We start from the raw sequence: 23,846 nt of genomic DNA, 5'->3' as shown, positions 1-23,846 counted from the left end.
CTTGAAGGAGTCTGTGCTAAAGCAAGGAAATCCTGCGCGGCGCGGCGCATAGTGAGCCCACTACGCTTGAATGAGGCCTCACCATGCAAAGCCCGCTCACTCAACGCTTCTTGCGTTACGCCCATATCGATACCCGCTCCGACCCCGCCAGCCCATCTTGCCCCAGCACAGCCGGGCAGCGCATCCTGGCGCAAGAACTGGCGACTGAACTCACTACACTAGGCTTGGCGGAGGTGACACTGGATGAAAACGGCTATCTGACCGCCCGTCTGCCGGCAAGCCCGGGCTGCAGTGCGCCGGCCATAGGCTGGATTGCCCATCTGGACACCTCGCCCGACTTTGCCGCCCAGCCGCTAAAGCCGCAGTTCGTCCCGGCATGGAAAGGCAAGGACATCGCCCTTGGCGACAGTGGCGAGCGCATTTCGCTCAAGGCGTTTCCGGCACTGCGCAGCTGCCGTGGCCACGACCTGATTACCACCGATGGCCGCACCTTGCTTGGCGCCGACGACAAAGCCGGCATCGCCGAAATCGTCACGGCCGTAGAAACCCTGCTCGCCTCGCCCGACATCATCCATGGCGAGATCTATCTGGCGTTTACCCCGGATGAAGAAATCGGCCGCGGTGCCGATCTGTTTCCGCTGGCGCGTTTTCCGGCCAGGTGGGCGTATACCGTGGATGGCGGCGAAATGGGCGAGCTGGAATACGAAAACTTCAACGCCGCCTCGGCCTGCATCAAAATACAGGGCAACAATGTCCACCCGGGCACGGCCTACGGTACGCTGGTGAATGCCCTGACCTTGGCCAGCGTGTTTCATAGCGGCATGCCGCAACACGAGACGCCGGAACAAACGCAAGGGCTTGAAGGTTTTTTCCACCTGCACCATATGGCGGGCGATGTCGAAGCCGCTGAGCTGCATTATCTGATCCGCGACTTTGTCGACGAGGGCTTTGCCCGGCGTAAAGCCTATCTTGCCGAACGGGTGGCCGCCTTTAACCGCGAGCTGGATCAGCCGCGCCTGGTGCTGACGGTCAGCGACAGCTATTTCAATATGCGCCGCAAGATAACGCCACACCCGCATATTATCGACATTGCCTGCGCCGCCATGCAGGGCGCCGGCATCAAGCCCAAGATCAAGCCCATACGCGGCGGCACCGATGGCTCGCGCCTGTCGTTTATGGGGCTGCCCTGCCCCAATCTGTTTACCGGCGGCTTTAATTTCCATGGCAAACATGAATGTGTCAGCATCCAGGCCATGCACAAGGCGGTCGAAGTGCTGGTCGCCATTGCCCGGCATACGGCACAACTTCAATAACACAGGACAGAACCGAACAGATGCCCAGCCCCTACCATGCACTGCAGGCGCGCGTCGCCTTCATTATCGAAATCGACAAACTCAAGGCCGTGCTGAGGAAAAACAAGCCGATCACGCTGGAGCGCTATGAAAACTCGGCGGAACACAGCTGGCAGGTCGCCATGCTGGCGCTGGCCATGGCACCACATGCCACCGAAAGCATCAATATCGAACGGGTGATTCGCTTGCTGCTGGTGCACGATATCGGCGAAATCGACACCGGCGACACCATTTTTTATGCCGAAGAAGGGTTGGCCGAGCGCAAGGCGGCAGAGTTGGCCGCCGTTAAACGCATCTTCGGCCTCTTGCCCGCGCCCCAAGCCGAACAGTTACTGGATGACTGGCTGGAATTCGATGCCGGACAAAGTGCAGAAGCCCGTTTTGCCCATGCCATGGACCGGATGATGCCCATCCTGCTTAACCTTAACAGCCAGGGACAAAGCTGGCGCGAAAATGGAATCAGCCGCCAGCAAGTTCAGGACAAAGCCGTTAGTCAGGTCGCCGCCGGCTGCCCGCAGGCTGCCGACTGGCTGAGCGATGCCTTGTCCGAGGCCGAACAGCAAGGCTGGCTTGCCCCGCGCTAAGACAAAAACGGGGGCAAGGTGCGCCTCTTGCCTGAAGCCCGCCTTGCCCCCGCCATTTCCTACTTAGAGTCGTGTTCACGATCTCGCGAACGAGGGCGAAACAAGGCGAAAACGGCTGAGAAAGCGGAATGTACAGCTGGTACATGCGCATTTCGAATGCTGTTTTTAACGCCGTATCGCCGATGCGCAGCAGATCGTGAACAGGTTCTTAGAAACTATCCGGGCGCTTGCCGTTGATGCCGTCAAACAGGGCGCGAATCTTGGCCATATCCGTATCCAGATCCTCGCCCAGATAAAACGGCTCCATAATGCCGGCCTGTTTATGGCTGAAATCCAGATAGGCCGGCACCACCGGCACGCCGGCGCCCTTGGCAATATGGTAAAAGCCGGTCTTCCACTCGGTCACCTTGGCACGCGTGCCTTCCGGCGGAATGATCACCACCAGCCTGTCCGATGCGTGGTAGACATCGACAATCTGCTGCACCAGCGAGTTGTTGCGGTTGCGATTCACCGGAATCCCGCCCAGCCAGCGCATCACCGGCCCCATCGGCCCTTTGAATAGTGAATGCTTGCCCATCCAGTAAATCTGCGCCCCCTTGGCAAAGCAGACGGCCAGCGTCACCGGGAAATCCCAGTTGCTGGTATGCGGCGCGGCGATCATCACGTACTTGGGAATGGCCGGGAAGTTGCCGTTGATCTTCCAGCCGCTGAGTTTAAGCAGCAGGATGGACAGCCAGGCCATCAGGGTGCGGATTACGGGGGTGGTAAAAATAGTGTTATGCATGGGATTGTTTTTAATGGCGCGAGGGTTGCCGCGGAGGCATTTAAAAGAGCCGGCACTCTAACGCAAAAACCGGCGCCGGACAAACGGCATGCCGCTGCGCCCTAAAATAAAAGCCGGACACCCCAGGCACCCGGCTTTATCCCGCAACAGCCATGCCGCAAATTTTACACGCCGGCCTGATGAGCCTGCTGATCTGCGTGATAGCTGGAGCGCACCATGGCACCGACGGCGGCATGCTTGAAGCCCATGGCGTACGCCTCGGTTTCAAAAGCCTTGAACTGGTCGGGGTGCACATAACGCAACACCGGCAAATGGCCATCGGTCGGCTGCAGATACTGGCCTACGGTCAGCATATCGATATCGTAGCGGCGCATATCCGCCATGACCGCGCGCACTTCTTCATCGGTTTCACCCAGACCGACCATAATGCCGGACTTGGTGCGCACTTCCGGACGCAAGGCCTTGTACTGCTTGAGCAGTTCCAGCGAATGCACATAGTCGGCACCCGGGCGGGCCTGCTTATACAGGCGCGGCGCGGTTTCCAGATTGTGGTTCATCACATCGGGCGGCGTGGCGGCCAGAATTTCCAGCGCGATGTCCAGCCGGCCACGGAAGTCCGGCACCAGCACTTCGATCTGGGTGTCCGGCGACAGCTTGCGGATTTCGCTGATGCAGTCGGCAAAATGCTGTGCACCGCCGTCACGCAAATCATCACGATCCACCGAAGTGATCACGACATAGCGCAGCTTGAGCGCGGCCACCGTTTCGGCCAGGTGTTTGGGTTCGTTCACATCCAGCGGATTGGGCCGGCCGTGGCCGACATCACAGAACGGACAGCGGCGGGTACAGATGTCGCCCATGATCATAAAGGTCGCCGTACCCTTGCTGAAGCACTCGCCGATATTCGGACAGGTCGCCTCTTCACACACGGTATGCAGTTTCTGCGCGCGCAGAATGTCCTTGATCTCGCCAAAGCGCTGACCCGATGGCAGCTTGGCGCGGATCCACTCCGGCTTTTTCAGCTTTTCATCCAGCGGCACCACCTTGATCGGGATGCGCGCGGTCTTGGCCGCACCTTTGTGTTTGACGCCTGCGTCGTTTTCCAGCTTCATGCGGACTCCTTGCCGTTTTCCTGCACCTTGGCGGTGCCAGTCTTGTATTGTTGCATCTCGTTTACGCCGGCTGCCCCTGCACCGGAGCATCCAGCTCGCGATCCAGATGCGGCAACAGCCGTTCAGCCGCCTCGGCCACCGTCAGCGACACACCCAAGTCTTTGAGCCGGGTCACTTTCAAGCCTTGATAGCCGCAGGGATTGATCCAGTTAAATGGCGTCAGATCCATGTCGACATTGAGTGACAGGCCGTGGTAGACCGCACCGTTGCGGATGCGCAGCCCGAGCGAAGCGATTTTTTCGCCTTGCACATAGACACCCGGCGCATTCACATCGCCGGCGGCGGCGATGCCGCACTCGGCCAACATGGCGATAATGGCGTTTTCAATGCGCCGCACCAGTTCGCGCACCCCCAGGCCCAGACGCTTGAAGTCAATCAGCAGATAGACCACCAGCTGGCCGGGGCCGTGATAGGTAACCTGCCCGCCGCGATCGGTACGCACCAGCGGAATATCGGTCGGGCACAATAAATGTTCGGGCTTGCCGGCCAGACCCAGCGTATACACCGGCGGATGCTCGACCACCCACAGTTCATCTGCGGTGTCGGCCGTGCGCGCATCGGTAAAAGCCTGCATATCGCGCCAGATGGGCTCGTAATCGGCCAGCCCCAACTGTTTGACAAGACGCTGCATGCTCACAGAACAATCTTGACCATGGGGTGACTCGTCAGCGCCAGATAGATCTGGTCCAGCTGGGCGCGGCTATGCGCATTCACCGTCACCGTCAGCGACAGATACTTGCCGCTGCTGCTTTCGCGCACCACCACATCCACTTCATCCAGATCCGGCGCATGCACCCGCACCACTTCGATCACGGTGGCGGTCAGTTCTTCATGGCGCTCGCCCATGACCTTGACCGGAAAACGGCAAGGGAATTCGAATACATCTTTTTGTTCGCTCATACTCTTTCCTTCCATTGACCTTGCCACAAGGCCCGTATGGCTCAGGCGGGCAGAGAAACCCTGCACCGCCCGGTGCTGACTTACCAGCCCAGCATCAGCTTGATACTGTCCCACAACCGGCTGAAGAAACCGCCTTCGGCCACATCTTTCAGGGCCACCACCGGCTCTTCATGCACCACCTTGCCATCCAGCGACACCACCAGCTTGCCGACGGTCTGCCCTTTTTTGATCGGAGCAATCACCGGCTGCATGGTGGTCAGGTCAGCCTTGAGCTTGCCGGTCTGCCCCTTGGCGACGGTGGCATAGACGTTGTGATTGAAGCCGATGGCCAACTTGCTGTCTTCGCCTTTGTAGACGCTGACCTCGGACACCGGCTTATCGGCTTCATACAGTTTGGGCGTTTCAAAGAACTGCAAGCCGTAGTTCAGCAGCTTGGAGCTTTCCACCGCGCGCGCTTCCGGACTGTTGGTGCCGACCACCACCGACACGACGCGACGGCCGTCGCGATGGCTGGACGCGATCAGGTTGTAGCCTGCCGAATTGGTAAAGCCGGTTTTCATGCCGTCTACGTTCGGGTCGCGGTACAGCAGCAGGTTGCGGTTAGGCTGGGTGATGCCGTTATAGGTAAACGACTTCATCGAATAGATCTGATAGAACTGCGGGAAGTCGCGAATAATGGACGTCGCCAGAATCCCCAGATCATGCGCCGTGGTGTAGTGCGCGTCGCCCGGCAGGCCGGTCGAGTTCTGGAAATTGGTGTTCTTCATGCCCAGACGCTTGGCTTCGGCCGTCATCAGTTGGGCAAACACTTCTTCACTGCCGGCAATCGCTTCGGACAGCGTGACGCAAGCATCGTTACCCGACTGTACGATCATGCCCTTGATCAGGTCATCGACCTTGGCCGGCACTTTCGGGTCGAGGAACATGCGCGAGCCTTCGGTTTTCCAGCCCTTTTGCGACACGGTCAAGGTCTGATCCAGCGTCAGGCGCTTTTCCTTCAGTGCCTTAAAGGTCAGATAAGCGGTCATCAGCTTGGTCAGGGAAGCAGGCTCAATGCGCTGATCGGGATTCAGCGAGGCGATCGTCTCGCCGCTATGGAAATCGGTCAGGTAATAGGCCTTGCCGGCAATGGCGGGCACAGGCGGCACGAATACGGTATTGGCAATAACCGGCAGCGAAAAGGCGGCGGCAACAATCAGGGACGTCAGTTTTTTCATCGTTTAGTTTCAGGCATAAGGGCAGACGCAACAGGTCCGCATAGAATCAGCTGGCGATTATACACGCCTGCGCTCTGCGCGCGGCAGCGTAAAACAGCTGCGATCAGCCGTTCCCCCTGCTGCCATTTCCTGATAGCCTGAATAAACAAGACATATGCATCAAAGGACGAAACCCGCATGCCCACCCCTCCGACCGATTATCTTGAACGCATCCTGACCTCGCGCGTCTACGACGTGGCGATCGAATCGCCGCTGGAGATCGCCCCCAATCTGTCGCGCCGCACCCGCAACACCATCCTGCTCAAGCGCGAAGACCTGCAGCCGGTGTTTTCCTTCAAGCTGCGCGGCGCTTACAACAAAATGTCCAAGCTCACACCCGAGCAAAGGCAACAAGGGGTGATTACCGCCAGTGCCGGCAACCATGCGCAGGGCGTGGCCCTGTCGGCCAGCAAGATAGGCTGCGAAGCCACCATCGTGATGCCGGTTACCACGCCGCAGGTCAAGATAGACGGTGTACTGAGCCGCGGCGGCAAGGTGGTGCTGTTCGGCGAATCCTATAGCGACGCCTACCAGCATGCGATGGAACTGGTTGCCAGCAGCGGCAAGGTGTATATCCCGCCCTTCGACGACCCGGATGTAATCGCCGGCCAGGGCACCATCGCCATGGAAATCCTGCGCCAGCACCCCGACCCTATCGATGCGGTCTTCGTTGCCATTGGCGGCGGTGGCCTGGCCGCCGGTGTCGCCAGCTATATCAAGCGCCTGAAGCCGGAAATCAAGGTCATCGGCGTGCAGCCGGTCGACTCGGACGCCATGCGCCAGTCTATCGCTGCCGGGCACCGGGTCGAACTGAAGGATGTCGGCCTGTTTGCCGATGGCGTCGCGGTCAAGCTGGTGGGCGAGGAAACCTTCCGCCTGTGCCGCGAATTGCTGGACGAAATCATCCTGGTCGACACCGATGCCGTCTGCGCGGCAATCAAGGACATTTTCGAAGACACCCGCGCCATCTGCGAGCCGGCAGGAGCCTTGGCGGTGGCCGGCGCCAAAGCCTACGCCGAGCGCGAACGTTGTGAAGGGCGAACCCTGGTCGCCATTAACTGCGGCGCCAATATGAATTTCGACCGTTTGCGCCATGTCTCCGAACGCTCGGAGCTGGGCGAGCGGCGCGAAGCGATTATCGCCGTCTCCATTCCGGAAACACCGGGCAGCTTCAAGAAGTTTTGCAACATCATCGGCCAGCGCAACATCACCGAATTCAACTACCGCTTTGCCGACCCCAAGCTTGCCCATGTATTTGTCGGCATCCAGATCAGCGGGCGCGAGGACGTCGAGCGCATTATCGATGCACTCAGGGCCGAAGACCTGGAAGGCATAGACCTGACCGACAATGAAATGGCCAAGCTGCATATCCGCCATCTGGTAGGCGGCCATGCACCGCAGTTGCAGGACGAGCGCGTGTTGCGCTTCGAGTTCCCCGAGCGCCCGGGCGCGCTCAAGCGCTTCCTCGACGCCATGCGCACCGAGTGGAATATTTCGCTCTTTCACTACCGCAACCACGGCGCCGACTACGGCCGGGTTCTGGTCGGCATTCAGGTTCCCGCCACCGATAACGAGGCCTTCCAGCACTTTATCGACACGCTGGGCTACCCCTGCAGCGAAGAAACCGACAACCCGGCCTATAAGCTGTTCCTGGGCAAGACCCTGCGCTAACAGCCGGCCTTAACTTGTCCCTGCAGCCGATCGCAGGGACAATATCCTTCCCACGACTTGCAGCCACACCCATCATGACCATACAGGCAGTCCTGTTCGACCTAGACGGCACGCTAGCCGACACCGCCCGCGACCTTGGCGGCGCACTCAACCGCCTGCTGGCGGAAGAAGGCCTGCCCGCCCAGCCCTATGCCGCCATCCGCCCGATCGCCAGCCACGGCGCGCGCGGCCTGGTTAGCCTGGGTTTCGGCATTACGCAGGAACACCCGCGTTTCGAAGAGTATCGCCTGCGCTTTCTCGAGCAGTACGAACACGGCTTTGCCAACGAAACCTGCCTGTTTGACGGCGTCAACGACATGATTGCGGCACTGGCCGCACGCGGCCTGAGCTGGGGCATTATTACCAATAAGCCGATGCGCTTCACCGACCGCCTCGTTCCCGCCCTGCCCTTTGTGCTCGCGCCTGCGGTCGTGGTCAGCGGCGACACCGTCGGCGTGGCCAAGCCCGACCCCAAGCCCATGCTGCACGCCGCCAGCCAGATCGGCATCCAGCCGGCACACTGCCTGTATGTGGGCGATGCCGAGCGCGACATTCAGGCCGGACGCATAGTCGGCATGAAAACGGTGCTGGCCAACTGGGGCTATATCGCTGACAGCGACAAACCCGAACAATGGGCGGCCGATATCGCCATCGACCACCCGCTGGACCTGCTCCAGCATCTATAAGGCCACACAAAGCTGGCAGACACGCTGCCAACGCGGTATACTCGCGCTACCAAATCTGGGGGCGACCTGGTTTCGACGGGGGTTGCGAAGCGGATGAGGGCATACCGGGATTTCAGTCATCCCGTAAAACACTGAATTTTTTTAGTCGCAAACGACGAAACTTACGCTCTAGCAGCCTAACGGCCGGCTAGACACTACAACGGTTCGCAGATGGGCCGGGGGCGTCAAAACCCTGTAGTGTCACTTTACATCTGCTAGTGCTGTGTCGGGTTACTTGGCTCAGTGCGAAACAATAGGTAACTCGCCAGAACCCAGCCTGTCCGTCGGCGTGGTCGAGGTTAAATCCAAATGACACGACTAAGTATGTAGAACTCACTGTGTAGGATTTCCGGACGCGGGTTCGATTCCCGCCGCCTCCACCAAACGACCGTTTCATGACGTGTCATGAAACACCAAGAACCCCGAGAAATAAGCCTCTCGGGGTTTTTTTATTTCGGCTTTGTTGCATAAATAGGCTGCGGCATGCACAGCCCCTTTCCCCAGACGGATTTATGGCATGCGCACCGTCATCGGCGTACCGAGTCGTGTGAAGCGGTTCAAGATCGCCGCACGCACTTGGAGCGCTGCGACTTGGCGATCGAAGTCCCTTGCCATTACCCGCTCACCCAGTAATTTGAAACAACGCATCTTGGTTTCTACCAGACTGCGGCGATGGTAACCGCTCCACTTTTTCCAGATCACGCTCCCCAAACGGCGAGTTGCGCGCAGAATCTCGTTCCGGGCATGCGCACCCAGTCGATTCTCCTTCCATGGCTTGGCATTCTTCCGCGTCGGAATCATTGCCTCAGCTTCTCGCTTGGCAATCGCCTCATGGCATCCTTTGGTGTCATAGGCACCATCACCGCTTACGGAGTCAATCCTTTCCTCCGGTGGAATCTGGCTCAACAGCTCAGGCAGCATCGGTGCGTCGCCTACCTTGTTGCCGGTCACTTCAATCGCCCAGATTTCCAGCGTCTGCACATCGATGCCCAAGTGCACCTTGCGCCACTGGCGGCGGTACCCCGCGCCGTGTTTCTTTGTTTTTCATTCGCCTTCGCCCAGCATCTTGATGCCGGTGCTGTCGATCAGCAGGTGTAGCCCGGTCGCGGTCGGACGGCAAGGAATGACCACCTGCAGATGCTTCTGGCGCCGGCACACCGTGCTGTAGTCCGGCACCATCCAGTCCAGCCCTGCCAGTTTGAGTAGGCTTTGCACCATGCCCACTGCTTGACGGAGTGCGAGGTTGAACAGGCATTTGATCGTCAGGCAGAACTGAATGGCCGCATCGCGGAAAGTCGGCGTGCGCCCACGTTTGCCGAGCGGGGCACCGTTCCAGTTCATGTCACGATCCAGCCAGATCATCAGCGATCCACGTGTCTTGAGCGCCGCGTTGTAGGTCTTCCAGTTGATAGTCTTGTACTTGGGTGGGGCGGGCTTGTTCATGCAGTCATTCTGCCTCACCAGCTCCGACCATGATTTGTGCAACAAAGCCAATGACTCACGTAGGTTTGACTTACATCAAAATATGCAAGCATACCACCCTTTAAACACTAAACTTTTTCAATGGTGTCAACCTGTTGCGCCATCGCCCGCACCAGATCATTGATATTTTCACCCCACTGATTAGAAACCGCGACTTGTTCACCAGACGCCAGCTCGATGAGATCCCCGGCTGCCGAATGCCAGCGGTTAAAATTTTTCTCGGCAATCTGATCAACCAAGATGACGGCCCTAGGCAAATCGTACTGCGACAGATAGTGGCTTATCTGCGCAAAGCTGGTGAGCTGGCGATTCTGGACCCACTGCCTAATCACCGCTAACGCCAACTTGCGTTTGTTGTAGACCTCGCCGTTAAAACGGTACTTGCTGTAGTCGCGTGAGCTTTGCTGGCTGGCGCGTTCTTCGGCGCGCTTTTCGCGGAATTTGACCTGATAGGCTTCCGCTTCCGGCACCGGGATGATCGGCTCGGCATTGATCAGCACCTCGCCCTTGTATTTGAACGGGGTTAAGCGCACGCAGCTGATATCAATGCCTTTGTCCCGCAGCCATAACACCGAGGTGGTCAGTTCCTTGCCAAAGTCGGCCGAGGCCAGCATGATGCGCACATCATTGCCGAAATCATCAAGCTGGCTCTCATCCAGCCCGGTAAACGCCAGCAGTTTCTCTCTGGCACACTCTCTGCCGCTATCGGCTAGCCCCTCGGCGACAAGATAGCGTTCGAAATAGTCGCAGGCCTTGTCAAAGGTCATGTTCGAAACCATGGCGGCATAACGCAGCGCCTGCAACTCCATATGGGCGCCGACTTCATCGCGCTTGAGTTCGATCACCACCAGATTGGCATTGCGATCAATGGCTAGCAGGTCGATGCGGCGGCGGCTGTCTTCCCAGTCGGAAAACTCGTCGGCAATCACCAGACAATCGGGCGCAATGGCAGCGATATTGTGCTTCAACGCCTCCTGCAGATCCTGACGCTCGTGCAAGCCCTCGGCGGCAAAGGTGGTCGGGGTTAACGGGGTCAGGTTTTTATCGGCGATATGGTAGAGGCTCATAACTGAAGCAACCTGCTTAACGGTAAAGGGGAAATGGGATTACGCGGTTTCATAGAATAGCCATGGCAAGGATGTAGGGCGCCACTGCGGACGCCCTGCCGGCTGTCAGGCCAGAGTACCTTCCATTAGCGTCTCGGCCAAGGCAAGCTGGGTCTGCTGGCTGGTTTGCAGGCGGGCTGTAAGTTGGTCACAGAGAGTCATTAACTCATCGACTTTGGCAACAATACAACTTTTTTCATTTTTGGGTGGGATGGCAATTAGGCAACCACGTAATTGTGTTTTATTGATCGATGCTAAATTAGTCGTTTGTTTGCTTGAACCAGCAAAATAATCTCTAGCTGAAGGCCCATTCAGGAACATCTCTAACCAAGATTCATCCTGTTCTTGAAGAAACTTTCTAGCCTTAAATACATGGTTCTGGTGTGCGACATATGGCATTTCATCCGCCCAAATTGCTGTGCGACCAACCTTATCCCAGTCACCTCCTTCAGTAATCAGAAGATCACCAGCCAAAACCTGATATTTTTCAATTTCATCAACAGGAAGCTCAACTGACTTAATACCTGCCACATCAACAAACCCACGCTGAACATTGGCAACACTTAAATAAGGAACTGTAACTAGCTCCCGATTCGTTAATTTTCTACCTTTAGTTATACCGCTTTGAATATCAACAACATCTTCAAAACGGCACCACTCCCACCCCAACGGCAGTTCAAACGGTTTTTCATCTTCGCTAATCGCAGGCAGCGGTTTCTCGTTTTTGATTTTCTTCTCTTTAACCAGTCGCGCCTTTTCGGCAGCGATGCGTTCCAACAAGACGGAGGCGGGTTCATCGCTCGGATCTTGCGTCACCAGCTTGCCCATCACCGCCAGTTGCAGAATGGTCTGTTTCAAGGCGTCGATGCTGGCGTCGGTGGTAAACAGGGTATCGAAGTGGCCGACCAGCCGCGCCCAGTTTTGCGCCAGCTCGTCGGCGTCGGCGCTGTCGGTCAGGGTCGCCAGCAGGGCCTCCACCAGCGTCTGATGGGCCGCCAACTGTGATTCGCTGCGCTGCTCCAGATGGTCGCAGAGGGCCATTAACTTCTCACAATTATCAAGTATTCTTTTCTGCTCAGATAATGGTGGTAATGCAATAACCAGATTCTGGATCTGTAATCTGGAGACATTCTTCATAGAGCTACTGGTTCCTCCAGCAACACGAGAGTAATACTCACGAGATGTGCAAGAGCCATTAGCTAAACAAATGTAACTTGAGTTAACAAAATGAGAAAAGCGAAACCTTATTATCTTGTCACTCATCATTAACTTACAAGGCGTGTTAGCGGGGGCTATAACAGCTCTTGCGACAAGTTCTGCGGTATTTGCTCTAGATATAAGGAAGTCTCCTGGCAATACCTCATATTCAGGTTTTGGTTCAAGTGGCTCAGGTAATGCCTTATTTTCTTCAGCTAAAAATTTACCCCATGTAACAGCACTGACTTTTAATACGCCCCATTGCTCATTTTTGCGTGGGGTATTGTCGCACAGCGGGCTCCAACCAGCCTCAGATGTAAGCGATAGCTCATCTAGCCGACACCACTCCCACCCTTCCGGCAGTTCGAATGGCTTCTCTTCCTCACCTATTTCCGGCAAGGCTTTGGGCTTTTTAATTTTGCCATCGATCACCAACTGCGCCTTTTCGGCAGCAATCCGTTCCAGCAGCACAGAGGCCGGTTCATCGCTCGGGTCTTGCGGCACCAGTTTGCCGCGCACCGCCAGCTCCAGAATCAGCTCGCGCAGCTTTTTGATGCCGGTGAGTTCCAGCTTGCTATTGCTGCCGCGCCCGGCGCTGCTTTTGGGGCGTACCGCCGCTGTCCACAGATCGAGGTGGTCGGTAATCAGGGAATCGATAGGGCTCATGGGGTAGTTCCAAAGTCTGTCACAGCCGGCGTCGGGCTCAGCATATTGATGATCAGGCGGATCAGGGTGTCTTTTTGCGCTGGGACCGACTCGGCCACCAGCAAGTTCAGGTCGCCTCGCGGGCAAGCATTTTGCTCGAAACGCTGCTGGTTAAGGGTGTAACCCTGAATCAGGTGCTGTTTCAATAGCCGGGTCGCCCACTGGCGAAAACGCACCCCTTGCGGCGATTTGACCCGGTAGCCGACCGAGATGATGACGTCGAGGTTGTAGTGCTGGGTGTCGTAGCTTTTGCCATCGCTGGCAGTTGTCCGGAAATTCCGGACAACTGCGCTCTCTTCCAACTCGCCCTCTTTAAACAGGTTGCGAATATGCTCGGAAATGGTGCGCTTGTTCTTGGCAAACAGGGCTGCCAGCTGCGCCTGATTGAGCCAGACCGTATCCTGTTGCAGGGTGACGGCGATTTCGCCGTTTTCCCCTTCAAAGATCGCAATCTCTTGGCTGCTATCAGTCATGCTGCTGACCCGCCTCTCCCAGTGCCTCGCCAAGGATGGCTTTGAGCTGGTCGCGCAAGGCCTGAATCTCCCCCTGCTCTTTGGCATAGCTGGCCAGCAGCGCATCCGGATCGTGGCTGATCTGCTCGCCGACATGGGGGTTTTTGATATCGAGGTTGAAGCCCCTCTCGATGATGGTGTCGATGCCGACCTTCCATGCCTGCTCGGTTTCGACGCGGGCGGCAAAACCGTCGGCCTCGTCGCCCCACCAGGCGATTTCAGTTTCGAATTCTTCGAACTTCATCGGCTTGGTCTTGCTGTAGTTTTTCACACCCGCCGGATAAGGGTGCTGGTAAAACCAGACATCACGGGTGGGCAGGCCCTTGGTGAAAAACAGGATATTGGTCTTGATGCCGGTATAGGGGGCAAACACGCCGTTGGGCAGGCGCACAATGGTGTGCAGATTGCATTCGCTGGTCAGCAGCTGCTTAATCTTGGTCTTGACCCCTTCGCCAAACAGGGTGCCATCGGGCAGCACCACGGCGGCACGGCCGCCTTTTTTCAGCACTTCGATAATCAACTGCAGGAACAGGTCGGCGGTTTCGCGGGTGCGCAAATCAGCGGGGAAATTCTGCTCGATACCGTCTTCTTCGGTGCCGCCAAACGGCGGGTTGGTCAGGATGACATCGATATCGCTATCCCAACTGGACAGCGGCTGGTTGAGGGTGTTGCCGTGGCGGATCTGCACCGGCACCTCAATGCCGTGCAGCAGCATATTGGTGGTGCACAGCAGATGCGGCAGCTGCTTTTTCTCGACCCCCAGAATCTGCTGTTGCAAGGTCTGGTGGTCGGCCGACGTCTCGACATAGTGCGTTTTTACATGGTCGAAGGCGCAGGCCAGAAAGCCGCCGGTGCCGCAGGCTGGGTCCATGATGCGCTCGCCCAGCTTGGGGTCGAGGCGGTTGACCATAAAGCGGGTCACGGCGCGCGGGGTGTAAAACTCGCCGGCGTTACCGGCGCTTTGCAGGTCGCGCAGAATCTGCTCGTAAATGTCACCGAACAGATGGCGCTCTTTGCTGTCGCCAAAGTCGATTTCGTTGAGCTTGTTGATCACCTGCTTGAGCAGGGTGCCGTTTTTCATGTAGTTGAAGGCGTCGGAAAACGCCTCGCGCACCACATAGCCACGGGGGTTAAGCCGGATATTGGCGGGCAGGTTTTTCAGGCTGTCGAACAGCTCGTTGTTAACGAATTCAAGCAGGGCGTCGCCGGTCAGCCCTTCGCTATCTGCCGCCCAGTTGCGCCACAAGAAACGCTCGGGGATGGGCTGACGGTAGCCATCGCCCTGCTCGAATTCCAGTTCTTCTTCCTGCGCGTCGAAAACCTTGAGAAACAACAGCCAGGAAAGCTGGCCGAGGCGCTGGGCATCGCCGTCGATACCGGCGTCCTTGCGCATGATGTCCTGGATGGATTTGATAACGGAGCTAATGGATGACATGAAATTCTCTTGAAGGCGAAGGCGTTAGCTAACTGAATAAATGCAAATGGCCAACACGGGGTTGACCATCCGGGTGCAATGCGATGCCAGCGCGGGTCAGGCCCGTAGCGGCTGGCGGTAAATCTCTTGTTCCAGTTCGGTGATGGCCTGTTCGAACTGCTTTGGACCACCAAAGCCTTTTTTGGCCAGCTCCAGCGGGCGACCCAGCTCGGTAAAGGGGGTCACTTTAAGCGCATCTTTGGTTTCTATTTCGGCCACACCCTGATCTGCATATTTGTCGAGCAGCGTGCTCAATACTTGCCGGGCGGTGTCGTTGTACTTGGTGAAATAGTTGCGCTTTTTGACATTCTCCGCCCGCTCGCGGCGGGTCAGCGGGGGCTGATCGTACACCACATGGCAGATCAGGTCGAACGGGTCGAGATCCTGCCCCACTTCGGCACTGAGCACCTCCCACAATACACCCGCCTGGGCCAGCTCATCCATGATGGCCTGCTTGCGCTCGGCACCCTGCCAGCGCTTGGTAAAGGCATCCAGCGTGGCGCACTCTTTGAGCAGGGCTTTGCGGGTGTAATCCTTGAACGATTCGGTCACCAGCTTGCCGTCGGCATCGTAATACTGCACCCGTTCGGCCATCACGCTGACAGTCACCCCGTTAATATAAAATTTGCCGACACCGGGCTCCGGTTCAGCGATGGGGGCGCTGCCCTCGCCCCCCGCTTGCCCTTCGCTACCACCGCCAATGGTGTCCGTATCAGCACCTTCTTCGCCATCGGACTCGAGCCCCTTCCCGCGCGCTGGCACAGGGTCGCTACCGTCGATGATGTCGTCCATATCCCCATCCGGATCATTGATGGTATCCGGATCGGTAATGATGACCCGTACCGGATCACCATCGAAACGGGGATCGGCAAACAGCTCGGTGGCCTTCTTGAAGTCGAGGATGGTAAACCACAGTTTGCCGAACTTCTCATCGATGCGGGTACCGCGACCGATGATCTGCTTGAACTTGGTCATGGACTGGATGTTCTGGTCCAGTACCACCAGCTTGCAGGTCTTGGCATCCACGCCGGTGCTCATCAGCTCCGAGGTGGTGGCGATCACCGGATAGGGCTTCTTGGGGTTGATGAAATTATCAAGTTGCGCCTTGCCCAGCTCATCGTCGCCGGTGATTTTCATCACATAACGGTCATCCTTGGCCATCTGCTCCGGGTTGAGATTGACCAGTGCCCGGCGCATGCGCTCGGCGTGGTCGATGTCATTGCAGAAGACGATGGTTTTGGCCATCGGGTCGGTTTTCTTGAGGTAGTTGCTGATGGTTTCGGCCACCAACTGAGTGCGCTCGTCGATCACCAGCGTGCGGTCAAAATCCTTCTGGTTGTAGATGCGGTCTTCAATCAGATTGCCATGTTTATCAAGCTGGCCCTTGGTCGGCCGCCAACCTTGCAGATCGACGTTGATATCCACCCGCACCACTTTATAGGGCGCGAGAAAACCATCCTCGATCCCCTCTTTGAGCGAGTAGCTGTAGACCGCATCGCCAAAGTAATCGGTACTGGAAACGGTATCGGTCTCCTTGGGCGTGGCCGTGAGGCCAACCTGGGTAGCTGCCGAGAAATATTCGAGGATCTCGCGCCAGGCGCTGTCGTCGGCTGCGCTGCCACGGTGGCACTCGTCTATCACAATCAAATCGAAGAAATCCGGCGCTACCTGCTTGAAGGCTTTTTGCGACTCATCCGGCCCGGTCAGCGCCTGATACAGCGCAAGGTGGATTTCATAGGCAGGATCGACGCTGCGGCCTGTGACCTTGGTCATGGCCGAGCCAAAGGGCTGAAAATCATTGATACGGGTCTGGTCCACCAGGATGTTGCGGTCGGCCAGAAACAGGATGCGCTTTTTGGCTTTGGCCTTCCACAGCCGCCAGATGATCTGAAAGGCGGTGTAGGTCTTGCCGGTGCCGGTGGCCATCACCAGCAGCACCCGGTCTTGCCCGGCCGAAATGGCCTCGATGGTCTTGTTGATGGCCTGCAGCTGGTAATAGCGCGGCGACTTGCCGCTGCCGTCCGAGTAGTAGTCCTGGCTGATGACCGGCAGCTGCGCCGCACTGTAGCCCTTCCAGACGCAAAACTTGTCCCACAACTGGGCGGGGGTGGGGAAATCAGCCAGCGCGATCTCGGTTTCCAGCTGCGCGGGGTTGGTTTTATCGTGAAACACAAAGCCATCGCCATTGCTGGCAAACGCAAAGGGCACATCGAGCAGGCGCGCATAATCCAGCCCCTGCTGCATGCCCTTGCCCATCTCGTGCTTGTTGGCCTTGGCTTCGACCACCGCTAGCGGCAAACCTAGCTTGTGGTAAAGCACAATATCGGCCGATTTGACCTTCTTGCGCGCCGCCAGCTGGCCGCGCACCACCACCTTGCCGTCCCGCAGCTTTACCTCCTGCCGGATCTGGGTTAAGTCATCCCACCCTGCCCCTTTGATCGCAGGCAGCAGGAATTTGGTGATGATGTCGGTTTCGGTGAGGGTCGTCTTATTGAGCTCGGCCATGCGCGCTTATTCCATTCGCAAGAACATATTGTCCGGAATAGTCTCATAAAACCCACCCGATTTGATTGATATGGGTCTGCAAAAGCTTACAAAACATAATACATACGGCACACAGTATGCCAATACCGCCTCCTGACTGTTGTTTTCCCTTATTAAGAACCGGAAACCCACACCCTTGACCATGCTCATGTAATGCGCTGTCAAGCTGTCGTATCATGGCCGCTTTACTGGCGCCTGAAGCCGGAAAGCCGATGGCCAAAAGCACGACCACCTATCGACAAGGACCACGCATAACAACTCCACTTACCCGGCTGGAAAGAATGCCGTTGCGCGAAGCATGGCGACACGGGGCTGGCGACTTCACCCCCTGGCTTGCCGAAGAAGACAATCTGGCGATGCTGGCCAAAGTGCCCGGTCCGAGCATCAAGGCGCTGATTACCCTGCTGATCACGCTACCGGCAGCTTACGCCGTGCAGGCAGGCGGCTGGGTGCCCGGCATGCACGAGGTGCTATGGGTGATGGGTGCCGGTTTCTTGGTCGATGCGGCGATTATCTGGACCCTGTGCTGGCGCTGGGTCTGGCAGGAGGCACCAAAGGCACAGCCGGCGCCGCAGTCGGCCTACGCCGAATCCCCTTTGATTTCTTGAGCGACCGCGCCGCCGTACACAGACAAGGCCGCGACAAGACTGCAATGATCCAGCGCAGCATGAATTTCTTGTTGGTATTTATGTTGGTATTTTTAAAAAACGAAATGCACGAATCCTTCAAAAATAATGCTTGCAAGGCGTTTTGTGATAGTCGCCGCCCCACCAGACACTGAAAACCCAAGCGATCTCGGTTGGGTTTTTTCTTGACTATACCTCATTGCACGTTGGTGTTAACGCCCTGCGATGCGCACTATATATCTGCTCGCAGCCCGTTTTACCTATCCACCGCTCCGCCATTACTTTTTCCATCTGCGGCGCAATCCATGCGGCCCATAAAAAAGGAGGCCGGAATCTACCGGCCTCCTTTTATGTGTGGTGACGCGACTTGCGCGCCCCGACATCAACACGAAATCATCACTGTTTCCGTGTCTACCCATTCAAGACTGTTATGCCTTAGGTGGCGTACCTTCGGCATTCGCTACGACGACATCAATCTGGATCAGCGCATCGTGAGGCAATGCGGACACACCCACGGTCCTGCGAGCTGGTACGCCACCAGGGAAGAACGTGGTGTAAACCTCGTCTACTGCATTCATATCTTCGATATTTTTCAGGAAGACGTTGACCTTAACCACGTCACCCAGCACATGGCCGATGCTCTCGACAATAGCCTTGATGTTTTTCAGGCACTGTTCTGCCTGTTCCTTAACACCACCCGCCACCATTTCGCCCGTCTTCGCATTCAAAGGCAATTGTGCCGAAAGATGGTTGTAGTGGGAGAAAGCTACCGTTTGCGTGGACAGGGCATTTTTAGGCGCATTATCGGTATTGTTTGCCCAGATAACGAGACCATGCCTATCTTCAACCGCTTGCGGCGGCGTGCCGTCACCGTGCGATACCACCACTTCGACTTGCACCAGCGCATCCATAGGCAAAGCAGCTGCGGCAATAACAGTGCGTGCAGGAACATAGGCTACGGTTCTAGCAATCGCCGAATCAGGGAAGAATGTCGTATAAACTTCGTTTACGGCATCAATATCCGAGAAGTTTTTCAGGAAGACATTGACCTTAACGATATCGTCAAAAGGTACGTCGATCCCTTCAAGAATCGCCTTCACGTTTTTCAGACACTGAGCCGCTTGCTCTTTCACGCCACCTGCGACCAGTTTTCCGGTTTTAGGATCGATAGGCAATTGAGCAGAAATATTATTGTAATGCGAGAATGCAACTGTTTGCGTGGACAGCGCGCTCACCGGTGCATTTTCCGTGTTATGGGTCGTCTTGATAAGATCACCGGCCTGTGGCGCGCCAGGAATAGTACCTACACCATTCGAAATAAGGGCTTCAACTTGCACCTGAGCATCCATCGGCAAAGCGGATACGGCGACAGTTGTCAGCGTTGGCATATAGCCGGAGAAGAACGATGCGTAAACTTCGCTCACGGCATCAAGATCAGCGATATTCTTGAGGAAGATGGTAATCCGGACAACATCGTCCATGGCGTGGTCAATACTTTCCACAACTGCCTTGATATTATTGAAGCACTGCTTAGCCTGCTCTTTAACACCACCGGCAACCAATTTACCCGTTTTTGGGTCGACCGGCAGCTGGGCGGAAAGATTATTATAATGAGAGAAAGCTACAGTCTGCGAATACAGCCCAATAGCTTTAGGTGCATTTTCTGTATTTCTTGCTAATACCGCGTTATAGCTACTCATAATAGTACCAAACCTTTATGCTGTATTTAAGAGAGTTGCGTGGCAATAACATGCTCCACTTCCATATCGGCAGTCGCCACAGCCTAATCCGGGATGCAAACCTTATTCAGCAGCCTACATAAACGCAGACACCTGAACACCCGGCAAATATTGCCTTACAAACCTAGACTTTAATCAAGCCATTAAGCAAGAAAAAATTGAATATAAACCTGAGCAATATGCAAGTCAACACCATGAAAAGGGGTAGAAATTGTTTTTTTAGCGGCATATGACATAAATATAATGGTAATGTGCAACGCATTAACAAATAGCAATAATATATTTATCACAGCGAAAATATTAAAAATAAATACCATACGATTAAGCGCGATCGGCCAATTAACTTATTTGTCATCGCACTTTCCCGCGACTCTCTGCGTGAGTACACGCCTCGGCCGCCCTCCTCACCAAGCAAAGATAGCAGCCATCATTCGCGCCCCTTACCGTCTGCTGACGGCACTCAAAACAGGCGTTTTAACGACTGGCAAAGCCAGCAATCACCCTGCGCCCGGGCTTAAAGTACGAGCTGACCATTTCAGTAGAATGATGCCGATGTTCACCGCTCCACTTTTTCCATGCCTGCAACTCAAAATCTTGCTTCCCCCATGCCCCGATACACATCAAGCCAGATTCGGCAACGTTTTTCACGGTTCGCCACGCCAAGGCAGCGCCCCGCACCGCATCACCTTGCATGCGGTGGCTATCGATGAATATAGCAAGCTGCGAATATGCCATATACGTTAAATATTAGTTATTGATCGTTATCTATAGTTTGCGACAGCGCACGACTATCTGCGTAACACACACTGAATCAGCCCGTATTTCGCGGAAGTGTTTTCAGTGGAGAAGGGGAAGCATGGCAAAATCAACGCGCCGCCAGCACAAAATACGCGCCCCCGGCACGCAGGCCCTGGCTCACAATATGTGTCAGTCCACTCGTCCTAGCGACTTCCCGGCGCCGCATCGAATGCGCTGATAGCAAACAGCCTATATCCCATATTGTGTTCTTGAAGTAAGCCTCCACCCTGCTAATCGACGGCATGCGGCATTTGCCCTACACTCGCTGTCATCCGTTCGGCACGGCCTACTCCAGCCCTGCCGTAGTTAGCGACATCAGAACAGGACCTTGCGCGTGAGCACTGACATCAAGCCGGAAAGCAACGGCAGCACCGAATACACAACGCCCGTCTCCAGCCGCATCCGCGAGCGCATCCGCCGCAGCGGCCAGCGGTTTCACGCCAATGACAATATCGCGGCCTATATCGAGCCGGGAGAAATGGCAGAGCTGCTGGATGAGGTTCAGCTCAAGATGAAGGGTGTGCTGGAAAGCCTGGTCATCGATACCGAGAGCGACCACAACACGCAAGATACGGCACGGCGCGTGGCCAAGATGTACCTGAACGAGGTGTTCAAGGGGCGCTATGTCGAGCAACCGCCGGTGACCGAGTTCCCTAATGCCGAACATCTGAATGAGCTGATGATCGTCGGCCCGATTACCGTACGCAGCGCCTGTTCACACCACTTCTGTCCGATTATCGGCCGCCTGTGGATAGGCGTGATGCCCAACGAGCACTCCAATCTGATCGGTCTGTCCAAGTATGCGCGCCTGGCCGAGTGGACGATGAGCCGTCCGCAGATACAGGAAGAAGCCGTGATCCAGCTGGCCAATTTACTGCAAGACAAGATGAGCCCGGACGGGCTGGCTATCGTGATGGAAGCGGATCATTTCTGCATGCACTGGCGCGGCGTGAAGGATATGGATTCCAAGATGATCAATAGCGTGATGCGCGGCTCTTTCCTGAAGAATCCAGACCTGCGCCGTGAGTTTCTTGCGCTCCTTCCCAATAAAAACTGAGGACACACACCATGCTCGTTCGCCTGCTTTATGCTAGTCGTGCCGTTCAGCCCCACACCCAGGATCTGCTGGACTCGATTCTGGCGCAGTCACATGCACACAATCCGGCCAACGGCCTGACTGGCATTCTGTGTTTTAGCGGGGATATTTTCATGCAGGTACTGGAAGGTGGCCGGGCCGAAGTGTCGGCGCTTTACAGCCGGATTTCTGCCGACACGCGCCATCATGGCGTCGAGTTGCTGCATTTCGAGGAAATCAGCGAGCGGCGTTTTGCCAACTGGACCATGGGCCAGGTCAATCTGGCCAAGGTCAATCCGGGCACCTTGCTGAAGTATTCGGAGAAGCCCGAGCTGAACCCCTTTGTGGTCAGCGGTAAGGCCTCGATCGCGTTGCTGGAAGAGCTGATTGCCACCGCCGCCATTGTCGGCCGCGTAGGCTGATACCCGCCGGCGGCGCCCTGCCGCCGGCTTTTAATTTAACGCGACATCGGCAAGATATTGCCACGCACCAATTCGCGCAGCCAGCGCGGCAGGCTAGGCTTAGTACCCGCCGACAAGACGATCCCGCCCATGATTCCGGCAAAGCCCAGCAAATGGAAGCCTTGCAGCATCTCGCCCAGAAAAACAAAAGACAGCAAGCTCGAAGCCGCCGGCAGCAGGTTCATAAAGTTGCCGGTACGCTCGCCGCCCAGCACCTTGACTGCCCGGTTGTAGAACACATAGGCAAGCACCGAAGGAAAAACCCCCAGATACAGCACGGCCACCATGGTCTCACTACTCCACAGGGCCGGCGCCAGCGTCGCCGGCTCGAACACCAGCGCCAAGGGCAGCAACAGCAAAGACCCCAGCGCCATCTGGATGGCCAGCAAAGCGCCGGCATTCAGTTCACGCGGCAAGGTCATCACGATCAGCGTGTAAATCGCCCAGCACAGGCTGGCCGCAATCAGCCAAGCCTCGCCCGCCCCCATCTGCAGCGCCACAATCGAGGCCAGATTTCCTTCGGTGGCAATGGTCAATGCCCCGGCAACCGCGCACACCACCCCGGCCCACGCCAGTAAAGGCAGGCGCCGCCCCAGCACCAGGGCACCTAGCAGCATGATCCACACCGGGGTAAAGGTCTGCAAGGCGGCCGCGCTGGTGGCGCTGGCGCTGGCGACCCCAAGATAGATAAAGGCGTTGTTGCCCATAATGCCGAACAGTGCCAGCCAGAACAGCCGCCCACGCACTGCCCACAATTGTGCACGTTCCCGCCACAAAGGCTTGAGCACAAAGGGAAACAACACCAGCGTCGCACAGGACCAGCGCCAGAACGCCAGCCAGAAAGGTGTCAGTTCGGCGCGAAAAGCGCGCGCAATCACGACATTACTGGCCCAGAACACAATGGCACAAATGACAAGCAGCACCGCATGCGCGGTGCTGCTGGAAGAACGGGAATCCATGGCTTAAACCAGAAAAACAAAAGGCGATAGCGGATAGTAGAATCCGCTATCGCAAAGGACTTTGATCTCGCGCAATATTGTATACAATCTACAATAAAATCTGACCCGTCAGCCGGACTTAGTCACGGAAATTATTAAACTGCAACGGAAAGTCGGTCACTTCCTTCTTCATCATCGCAATGACTTCTTGCAGTACATCGCGCTTGGCACCGCTCACCCGCACGGACTCGCCCTGAATGCTGGCCTGCACCTTGACCTTGGAGTCCTTGATCATGCGGGTGATTTTTTTGGCCAATTCGGTTTCGATACCTTCCTTAACCGTGATCACCTGCTTGGCCTTGTTGCCGCCCACGCTTTCCAGCTTGCCATAATCGAGGCAACGCACATCCAGACCGCGCTTGGCCAGTTTATTGACCAGAATATCTTTAACCTGCTCGATCTGGAACTCGGAGTCGCCATACAAGGTTACGACCTTCTCCGTCAACTCAAGACGCGCACTGGAGCCTTTAAAGTCATAACGGGTGGCAACTTCCTTGCTGGCCTGATCAACCGCATTGCGCACTTCAACCAGATTCACTTCCGAGACAATATCAAACGATGGCATGATAGCTTCCTTCTTAATGAGGCTGCACATTCTAGCGCCCGCCCCTGTACTTGTCAGCGCCACGCATACGCCGTGGCCGGG

General features: G+C 56.4%; 20 protein-coding genes, 1 other RNA gene and 1 pseudogene. 8 read left to right on the top strand and 14 right to left on the bottom strand.

All coding sequences use genetic code 11. The annotated features are described in order from the left end of the window. Window positions 1-83: 83 nt before the first annotated feature. Both pepT and M3P88_RS05950 read left to right on the top strand, forming a co-directional pair. A complete protein-coding gene (gene pepT, locus M3P88_RS05955; protein ID WP_249615122.1) occupies window positions 84-1,313 on the top strand; it encodes a peptidase T in 1,230 nt (409 codons plus the stop codon). A 20-nt stretch (window positions 1,314-1,333) separates the two neighbouring features. Next, window positions 1,334-1,936: an HD domain-containing protein gene (locus M3P88_RS05950; protein WP_249615121.1), complete on the top strand. Its 603-nt coding sequence runs from the start codon at window positions 1,334-1,336 to the stop codon at window positions 1,934-1,936. Between the two features lie 208 nt (window positions 1,937-2,144). Here M3P88_RS05950 and M3P88_RS05945 read toward each other — a convergent pair whose 3' ends face one another. The 5 genes from M3P88_RS05945 to M3P88_RS05925 all read right to left on the bottom strand — a co-directional run bounded on the left by M3P88_RS05945 (window position 2,145) and on the right by M3P88_RS05925 (window position 6,009). Continuing rightward, entirely contained in the window at window positions 2,145-2,720 is a 576-nt protein-coding gene (locus M3P88_RS05945) for a lysophospholipid acyltransferase family protein (RefSeq protein WP_249615120.1), read from the bottom strand. A gap of 164 nt (window positions 2,721-2,884) precedes the next feature. Next, window positions 2,885-3,832, bottom strand: coding sequence for a lipoyl synthase (gene lipA / locus M3P88_RS05940; RefSeq protein WP_249615119.1), 948 nt, complete (start codon window positions 3,830-3,832; stop codon window positions 2,885-2,887). Between the two features lie 61 nt (window positions 3,833-3,893). Further along, window positions 3,894-4,523 carry a lipoyl(octanoyl) transferase LipB gene (lipB, locus tag M3P88_RS05935; RefSeq protein WP_249615118.1) on the bottom strand — a complete coding sequence of 210 codons (630 nt, stop codon included), beginning with the start codon at window positions 4,521-4,523 and terminating at the stop codon, window positions 3,894-3,896. A 2-nt stretch (window positions 4,524-4,525) separates the two neighbouring features. After that, on the bottom strand, window positions 4,526-4,792 hold the full coding sequence (locus tag M3P88_RS05930; RefSeq protein WP_249615117.1) for an HP0495 family protein: 267 nt from the start codon (window positions 4,790-4,792) through the stop codon (window positions 4,526-4,528). An 80-nt stretch (window positions 4,793-4,872) separates the two neighbouring features. Continuing rightward, window positions 4,873-6,009: a D-alanyl-D-alanine carboxypeptidase family protein gene (locus M3P88_RS05925; RefSeq protein WP_249615116.1), complete on the bottom strand. Its 1,137-nt coding sequence runs from the start codon at window positions 6,007-6,009 to the stop codon at window positions 4,873-4,875. Window positions 6,010-6,186: 177 nt separating this feature from the next. On the opposite strand from M3P88_RS05925, the gene ilvA reads away from it, so the two are divergent. The 3 genes from ilvA to ssrA all read left to right on the top strand — a co-directional run bounded on the left by ilvA (window position 6,187) and on the right by ssrA (window position 8,866). Then, on the top strand, window positions 6,187-7,719 hold the full coding sequence (gene ilvA / locus M3P88_RS05920; protein ID WP_249615115.1) for a threonine ammonia-lyase, biosynthetic: 1,533 nt from the start codon (window positions 6,187-6,189) through the stop codon (window positions 7,717-7,719). A 74-nt stretch (window positions 7,720-7,793) separates the two neighbouring features. Next, window positions 7,794-8,444, top strand: coding sequence for an HAD family hydrolase (locus M3P88_RS05915; RefSeq protein WP_249615114.1), 651 nt, complete (start codon window positions 7,794-7,796; stop codon window positions 8,442-8,444). Window positions 8,445-8,501: 57 nt separating this feature from the next. After that, window positions 8,502-8,866, top strand: a transfer-messenger RNA (tmRNA) gene (gene ssrA / locus M3P88_RS05910). A 127-nt stretch (window positions 8,867-8,993) separates the two neighbouring features. Here the strand turns inward: ssrA and M3P88_RS05905 are convergent. The 6 genes and pseudogenes from M3P88_RS05905 to hsdR form a co-directional block, all read right to left on the bottom strand. After that, window positions 8,994-9,926 (bottom strand): annotated as a pseudogene (locus M3P88_RS05905) (IS5 family transposase). Window positions 9,927-10,033: 107 nt separating this feature from the next. After that, window positions 10,034-11,032: a PDDEXK family nuclease gene (locus M3P88_RS05900; protein ID WP_249615113.1), complete on the bottom strand. Its 999-nt coding sequence runs from the start codon at window positions 11,030-11,032 to the stop codon at window positions 10,034-10,036. 105 nt (window positions 11,033-11,137) lie between these two features. Further along, the gene (locus tag M3P88_RS05895; protein WP_249615112.1) at window positions 11,138-12,934 is read right to left on the bottom strand and encodes a restriction endonuclease subunit S; all 1,797 of its coding nucleotides are present in this window, start codon (window positions 12,932-12,934) and stop codon (window positions 11,138-11,140) included. After that, the gene (locus tag M3P88_RS05890; protein WP_249615111.1) at window positions 12,931-13,446 is read right to left on the bottom strand and encodes a virulence RhuM family protein; all 516 of its coding nucleotides are present in this window, start codon (window positions 13,444-13,446) and stop codon (window positions 12,931-12,933) included. Before M3P88_RS05890 ends, M3P88_RS05895 begins: the two co-directional genes overlap by 4 nt. Then, window positions 13,439-14,920, bottom strand: coding sequence for an N-6 DNA methylase (locus tag M3P88_RS05885; RefSeq protein ID WP_249615110.1), 1,482 nt, complete (start codon window positions 14,918-14,920; stop codon window positions 13,439-13,441). The genes M3P88_RS05890 and M3P88_RS05885 overlap by 8 nt, the downstream gene beginning before the upstream one ends. A gap of 96 nt (window positions 14,921-15,016) precedes the next feature. After that, window positions 15,017-17,464, bottom strand: coding sequence for an EcoAI/FtnUII family type I restriction enzme subunit R (gene hsdR / locus M3P88_RS05880; protein ID WP_249615109.1), 2,448 nt, complete (start codon window positions 17,462-17,464; stop codon window positions 15,017-15,019). Window positions 17,465-17,784: 320 nt separating this feature from the next. Here hsdR and M3P88_RS05875 point away from each other — a divergent pair, with 320 nt between their 5' ends. Then, window positions 17,785-18,111: a hypothetical protein gene (locus M3P88_RS05875; RefSeq protein WP_249615108.1), complete on the top strand. Its 327-nt coding sequence runs from the start codon at window positions 17,785-17,787 to the stop codon at window positions 18,109-18,111. Window positions 18,112-18,557: 446 nt separating this feature from the next. Here M3P88_RS05875 and M3P88_RS05870 read toward each other — a convergent pair whose 3' ends face one another. Next, window positions 18,558-19,829, bottom strand: coding sequence for a RidA family protein (locus M3P88_RS05870; RefSeq protein ID WP_249615107.1), 1,272 nt, complete (start codon window positions 19,827-19,829; stop codon window positions 18,558-18,560). A 1,171-nt stretch (window positions 19,830-21,000) separates the two neighbouring features. On the opposite strand from M3P88_RS05870, the gene folE reads away from it, so the two are divergent. Together folE and M3P88_RS05860 are read left to right on the top strand one after the other, a co-directional pair. Beyond that, window positions 21,001-21,723, top strand: coding sequence for a GTP cyclohydrolase I (gene folE / locus M3P88_RS05865; RefSeq protein ID WP_249615106.1), 723 nt, complete (start codon window positions 21,001-21,003; stop codon window positions 21,721-21,723). An 11-nt stretch (window positions 21,724-21,734) separates the two neighbouring features. Beyond that, a complete protein-coding gene (locus tag M3P88_RS05860; protein ID WP_249615105.1) occupies window positions 21,735-22,163 on the top strand; it encodes a BLUF domain-containing protein in 429 nt (142 codons plus the stop codon). Window positions 22,164-22,198: 35 nt separating this feature from the next. Here the strand turns inward: M3P88_RS05860 and M3P88_RS05855 are convergent, their stop codons facing one another. Beyond that, entirely contained in the window at window positions 22,199-23,161 is a 963-nt protein-coding gene (locus M3P88_RS05855; protein WP_249615104.1) for a DMT family transporter, read from the bottom strand. Between the two features lie 118 nt (window positions 23,162-23,279). Continuing rightward, complete coding sequence (locus tag M3P88_RS05850; protein ID WP_124736177.1) at window positions 23,280-23,765, bottom strand: YajQ family cyclic di-GMP-binding protein; 486 nt, start codon at window positions 23,763-23,765, stop codon at window positions 23,280-23,282. Window positions 23,766-23,846 lie beyond the last annotated feature (81 nt).

This window comes from Craterilacuibacter sp. RT1T (assembly GCF_023502145.1).
GTDB lineage: Bacteria > Pseudomonadota > Gammaproteobacteria > Burkholderiales > Chromobacteriaceae > Craterilacuibacter.
This window is presented reverse-complemented; position numbering and strand designations above follow the sequence as displayed.

What these genes read in the sequence shown, in the direction of transcription:
- ilvA (WP_249615115.1), top strand. Translation starts at nt 6,187, where the DNA reads ATGCCCACCCCTCCGACCGATTATCTTGAACGCATCCTGACCTCGCGC.
- M3P88_RS05950 (WP_249615121.1), top strand. Translation starts at nt 1,334, where the DNA reads ATGCCCAGCCCCTACCATGCACTGCAGGCGCGCGTCGCCTTCATTATC.
- M3P88_RS05875 (WP_249615108.1), top strand. Translation starts at nt 17,785, where the DNA reads ATGCCGTTGCGCGAAGCATGGCGACACGGGGCTGGCGACTTCACCCCC.
- M3P88_RS05890 (WP_249615111.1), bottom strand. Translation starts at nt 13,446, where the DNA reads ATGACTGATAGCAGCCAAGAGATTGCGATCTTTGAAGGGGAAAACGGC.
- M3P88_RS05900 (WP_249615113.1), bottom strand. Translation starts at nt 11,032, where the DNA reads ATGAGCCTCTACCATATCGCCGATAAAAACCTGACCCCGTTAACCCCG.
- lipA (WP_249615119.1), bottom strand. Translation starts at nt 3,832, where the DNA reads ATGAAGCTGGAAAACGACGCAGGCGTCAAACACAAAGGTGCGGCCAAG.
- M3P88_RS05870 (WP_249615107.1), bottom strand. Translation starts at nt 19,829, where the DNA reads ATGAGTAGCTATAACGCGGTATTAGCAAGAAATACAGAAAATGCACCT.
- M3P88_RS05855 (WP_249615104.1), bottom strand. Translation starts at nt 23,161, where the DNA reads ATGGATTCCCGTTCTTCCAGCAGCACCGCGCATGCGGTGCTGCTTGTC.
- M3P88_RS05885 (WP_249615110.1), bottom strand. Translation starts at nt 14,920, where the DNA reads ATGTCATCCATTAGCTCCGTTATCAAATCCATCCAGGACATCATGCGC.
- M3P88_RS05945 (WP_249615120.1), bottom strand. Translation starts at nt 2,720, where the DNA reads ATGCATAACACTATTTTTACCACCCCCGTAATCCGCACCCTGATGGCC.
- M3P88_RS05850 (WP_124736177.1), bottom strand. Translation starts at nt 23,765, where the DNA reads ATGCCATCGTTTGATATTGTCTCGGAAGTGAATCTGGTTGAAGTGCGC.
- M3P88_RS05915 (WP_249615114.1), top strand. Translation starts at nt 7,794, where the DNA reads ATGACCATACAGGCAGTCCTGTTCGACCTAGACGGCACGCTAGCCGAC.
- M3P88_RS05930 (WP_249615117.1), bottom strand. Translation starts at nt 4,792, where the DNA reads ATGAGCGAACAAAAAGATGTATTCGAATTCCCTTGCCGTTTTCCGGTC.
- hsdR (WP_249615109.1), bottom strand. Translation starts at nt 17,464, where the DNA reads ATGGCCGAGCTCAATAAGACGACCCTCACCGAAACCGACATCATCACC.
- M3P88_RS05860 (WP_249615105.1), top strand. Translation starts at nt 21,735, where the DNA reads ATGCTCGTTCGCCTGCTTTATGCTAGTCGTGCCGTTCAGCCCCACACC.
- lipB (WP_249615118.1), bottom strand. Translation starts at nt 4,523, where the DNA reads ATGCAGCGTCTTGTCAAACAGTTGGGGCTGGCCGATTACGAGCCCATC.
- M3P88_RS05895 (WP_249615112.1), bottom strand. Translation starts at nt 12,934, where the DNA reads ATGAGCCCTATCGATTCCCTGATTACCGACCACCTCGATCTGTGGACA.
- pepT (WP_249615122.1), top strand. Translation starts at nt 84, where the DNA reads ATGCAAAGCCCGCTCACTCAACGCTTCTTGCGTTACGCCCATATCGAT.
- M3P88_RS05925 (WP_249615116.1), bottom strand. Translation starts at nt 6,009, where the DNA reads ATGAAAAAACTGACGTCCCTGATTGTTGCCGCCGCCTTTTCGCTGCCG.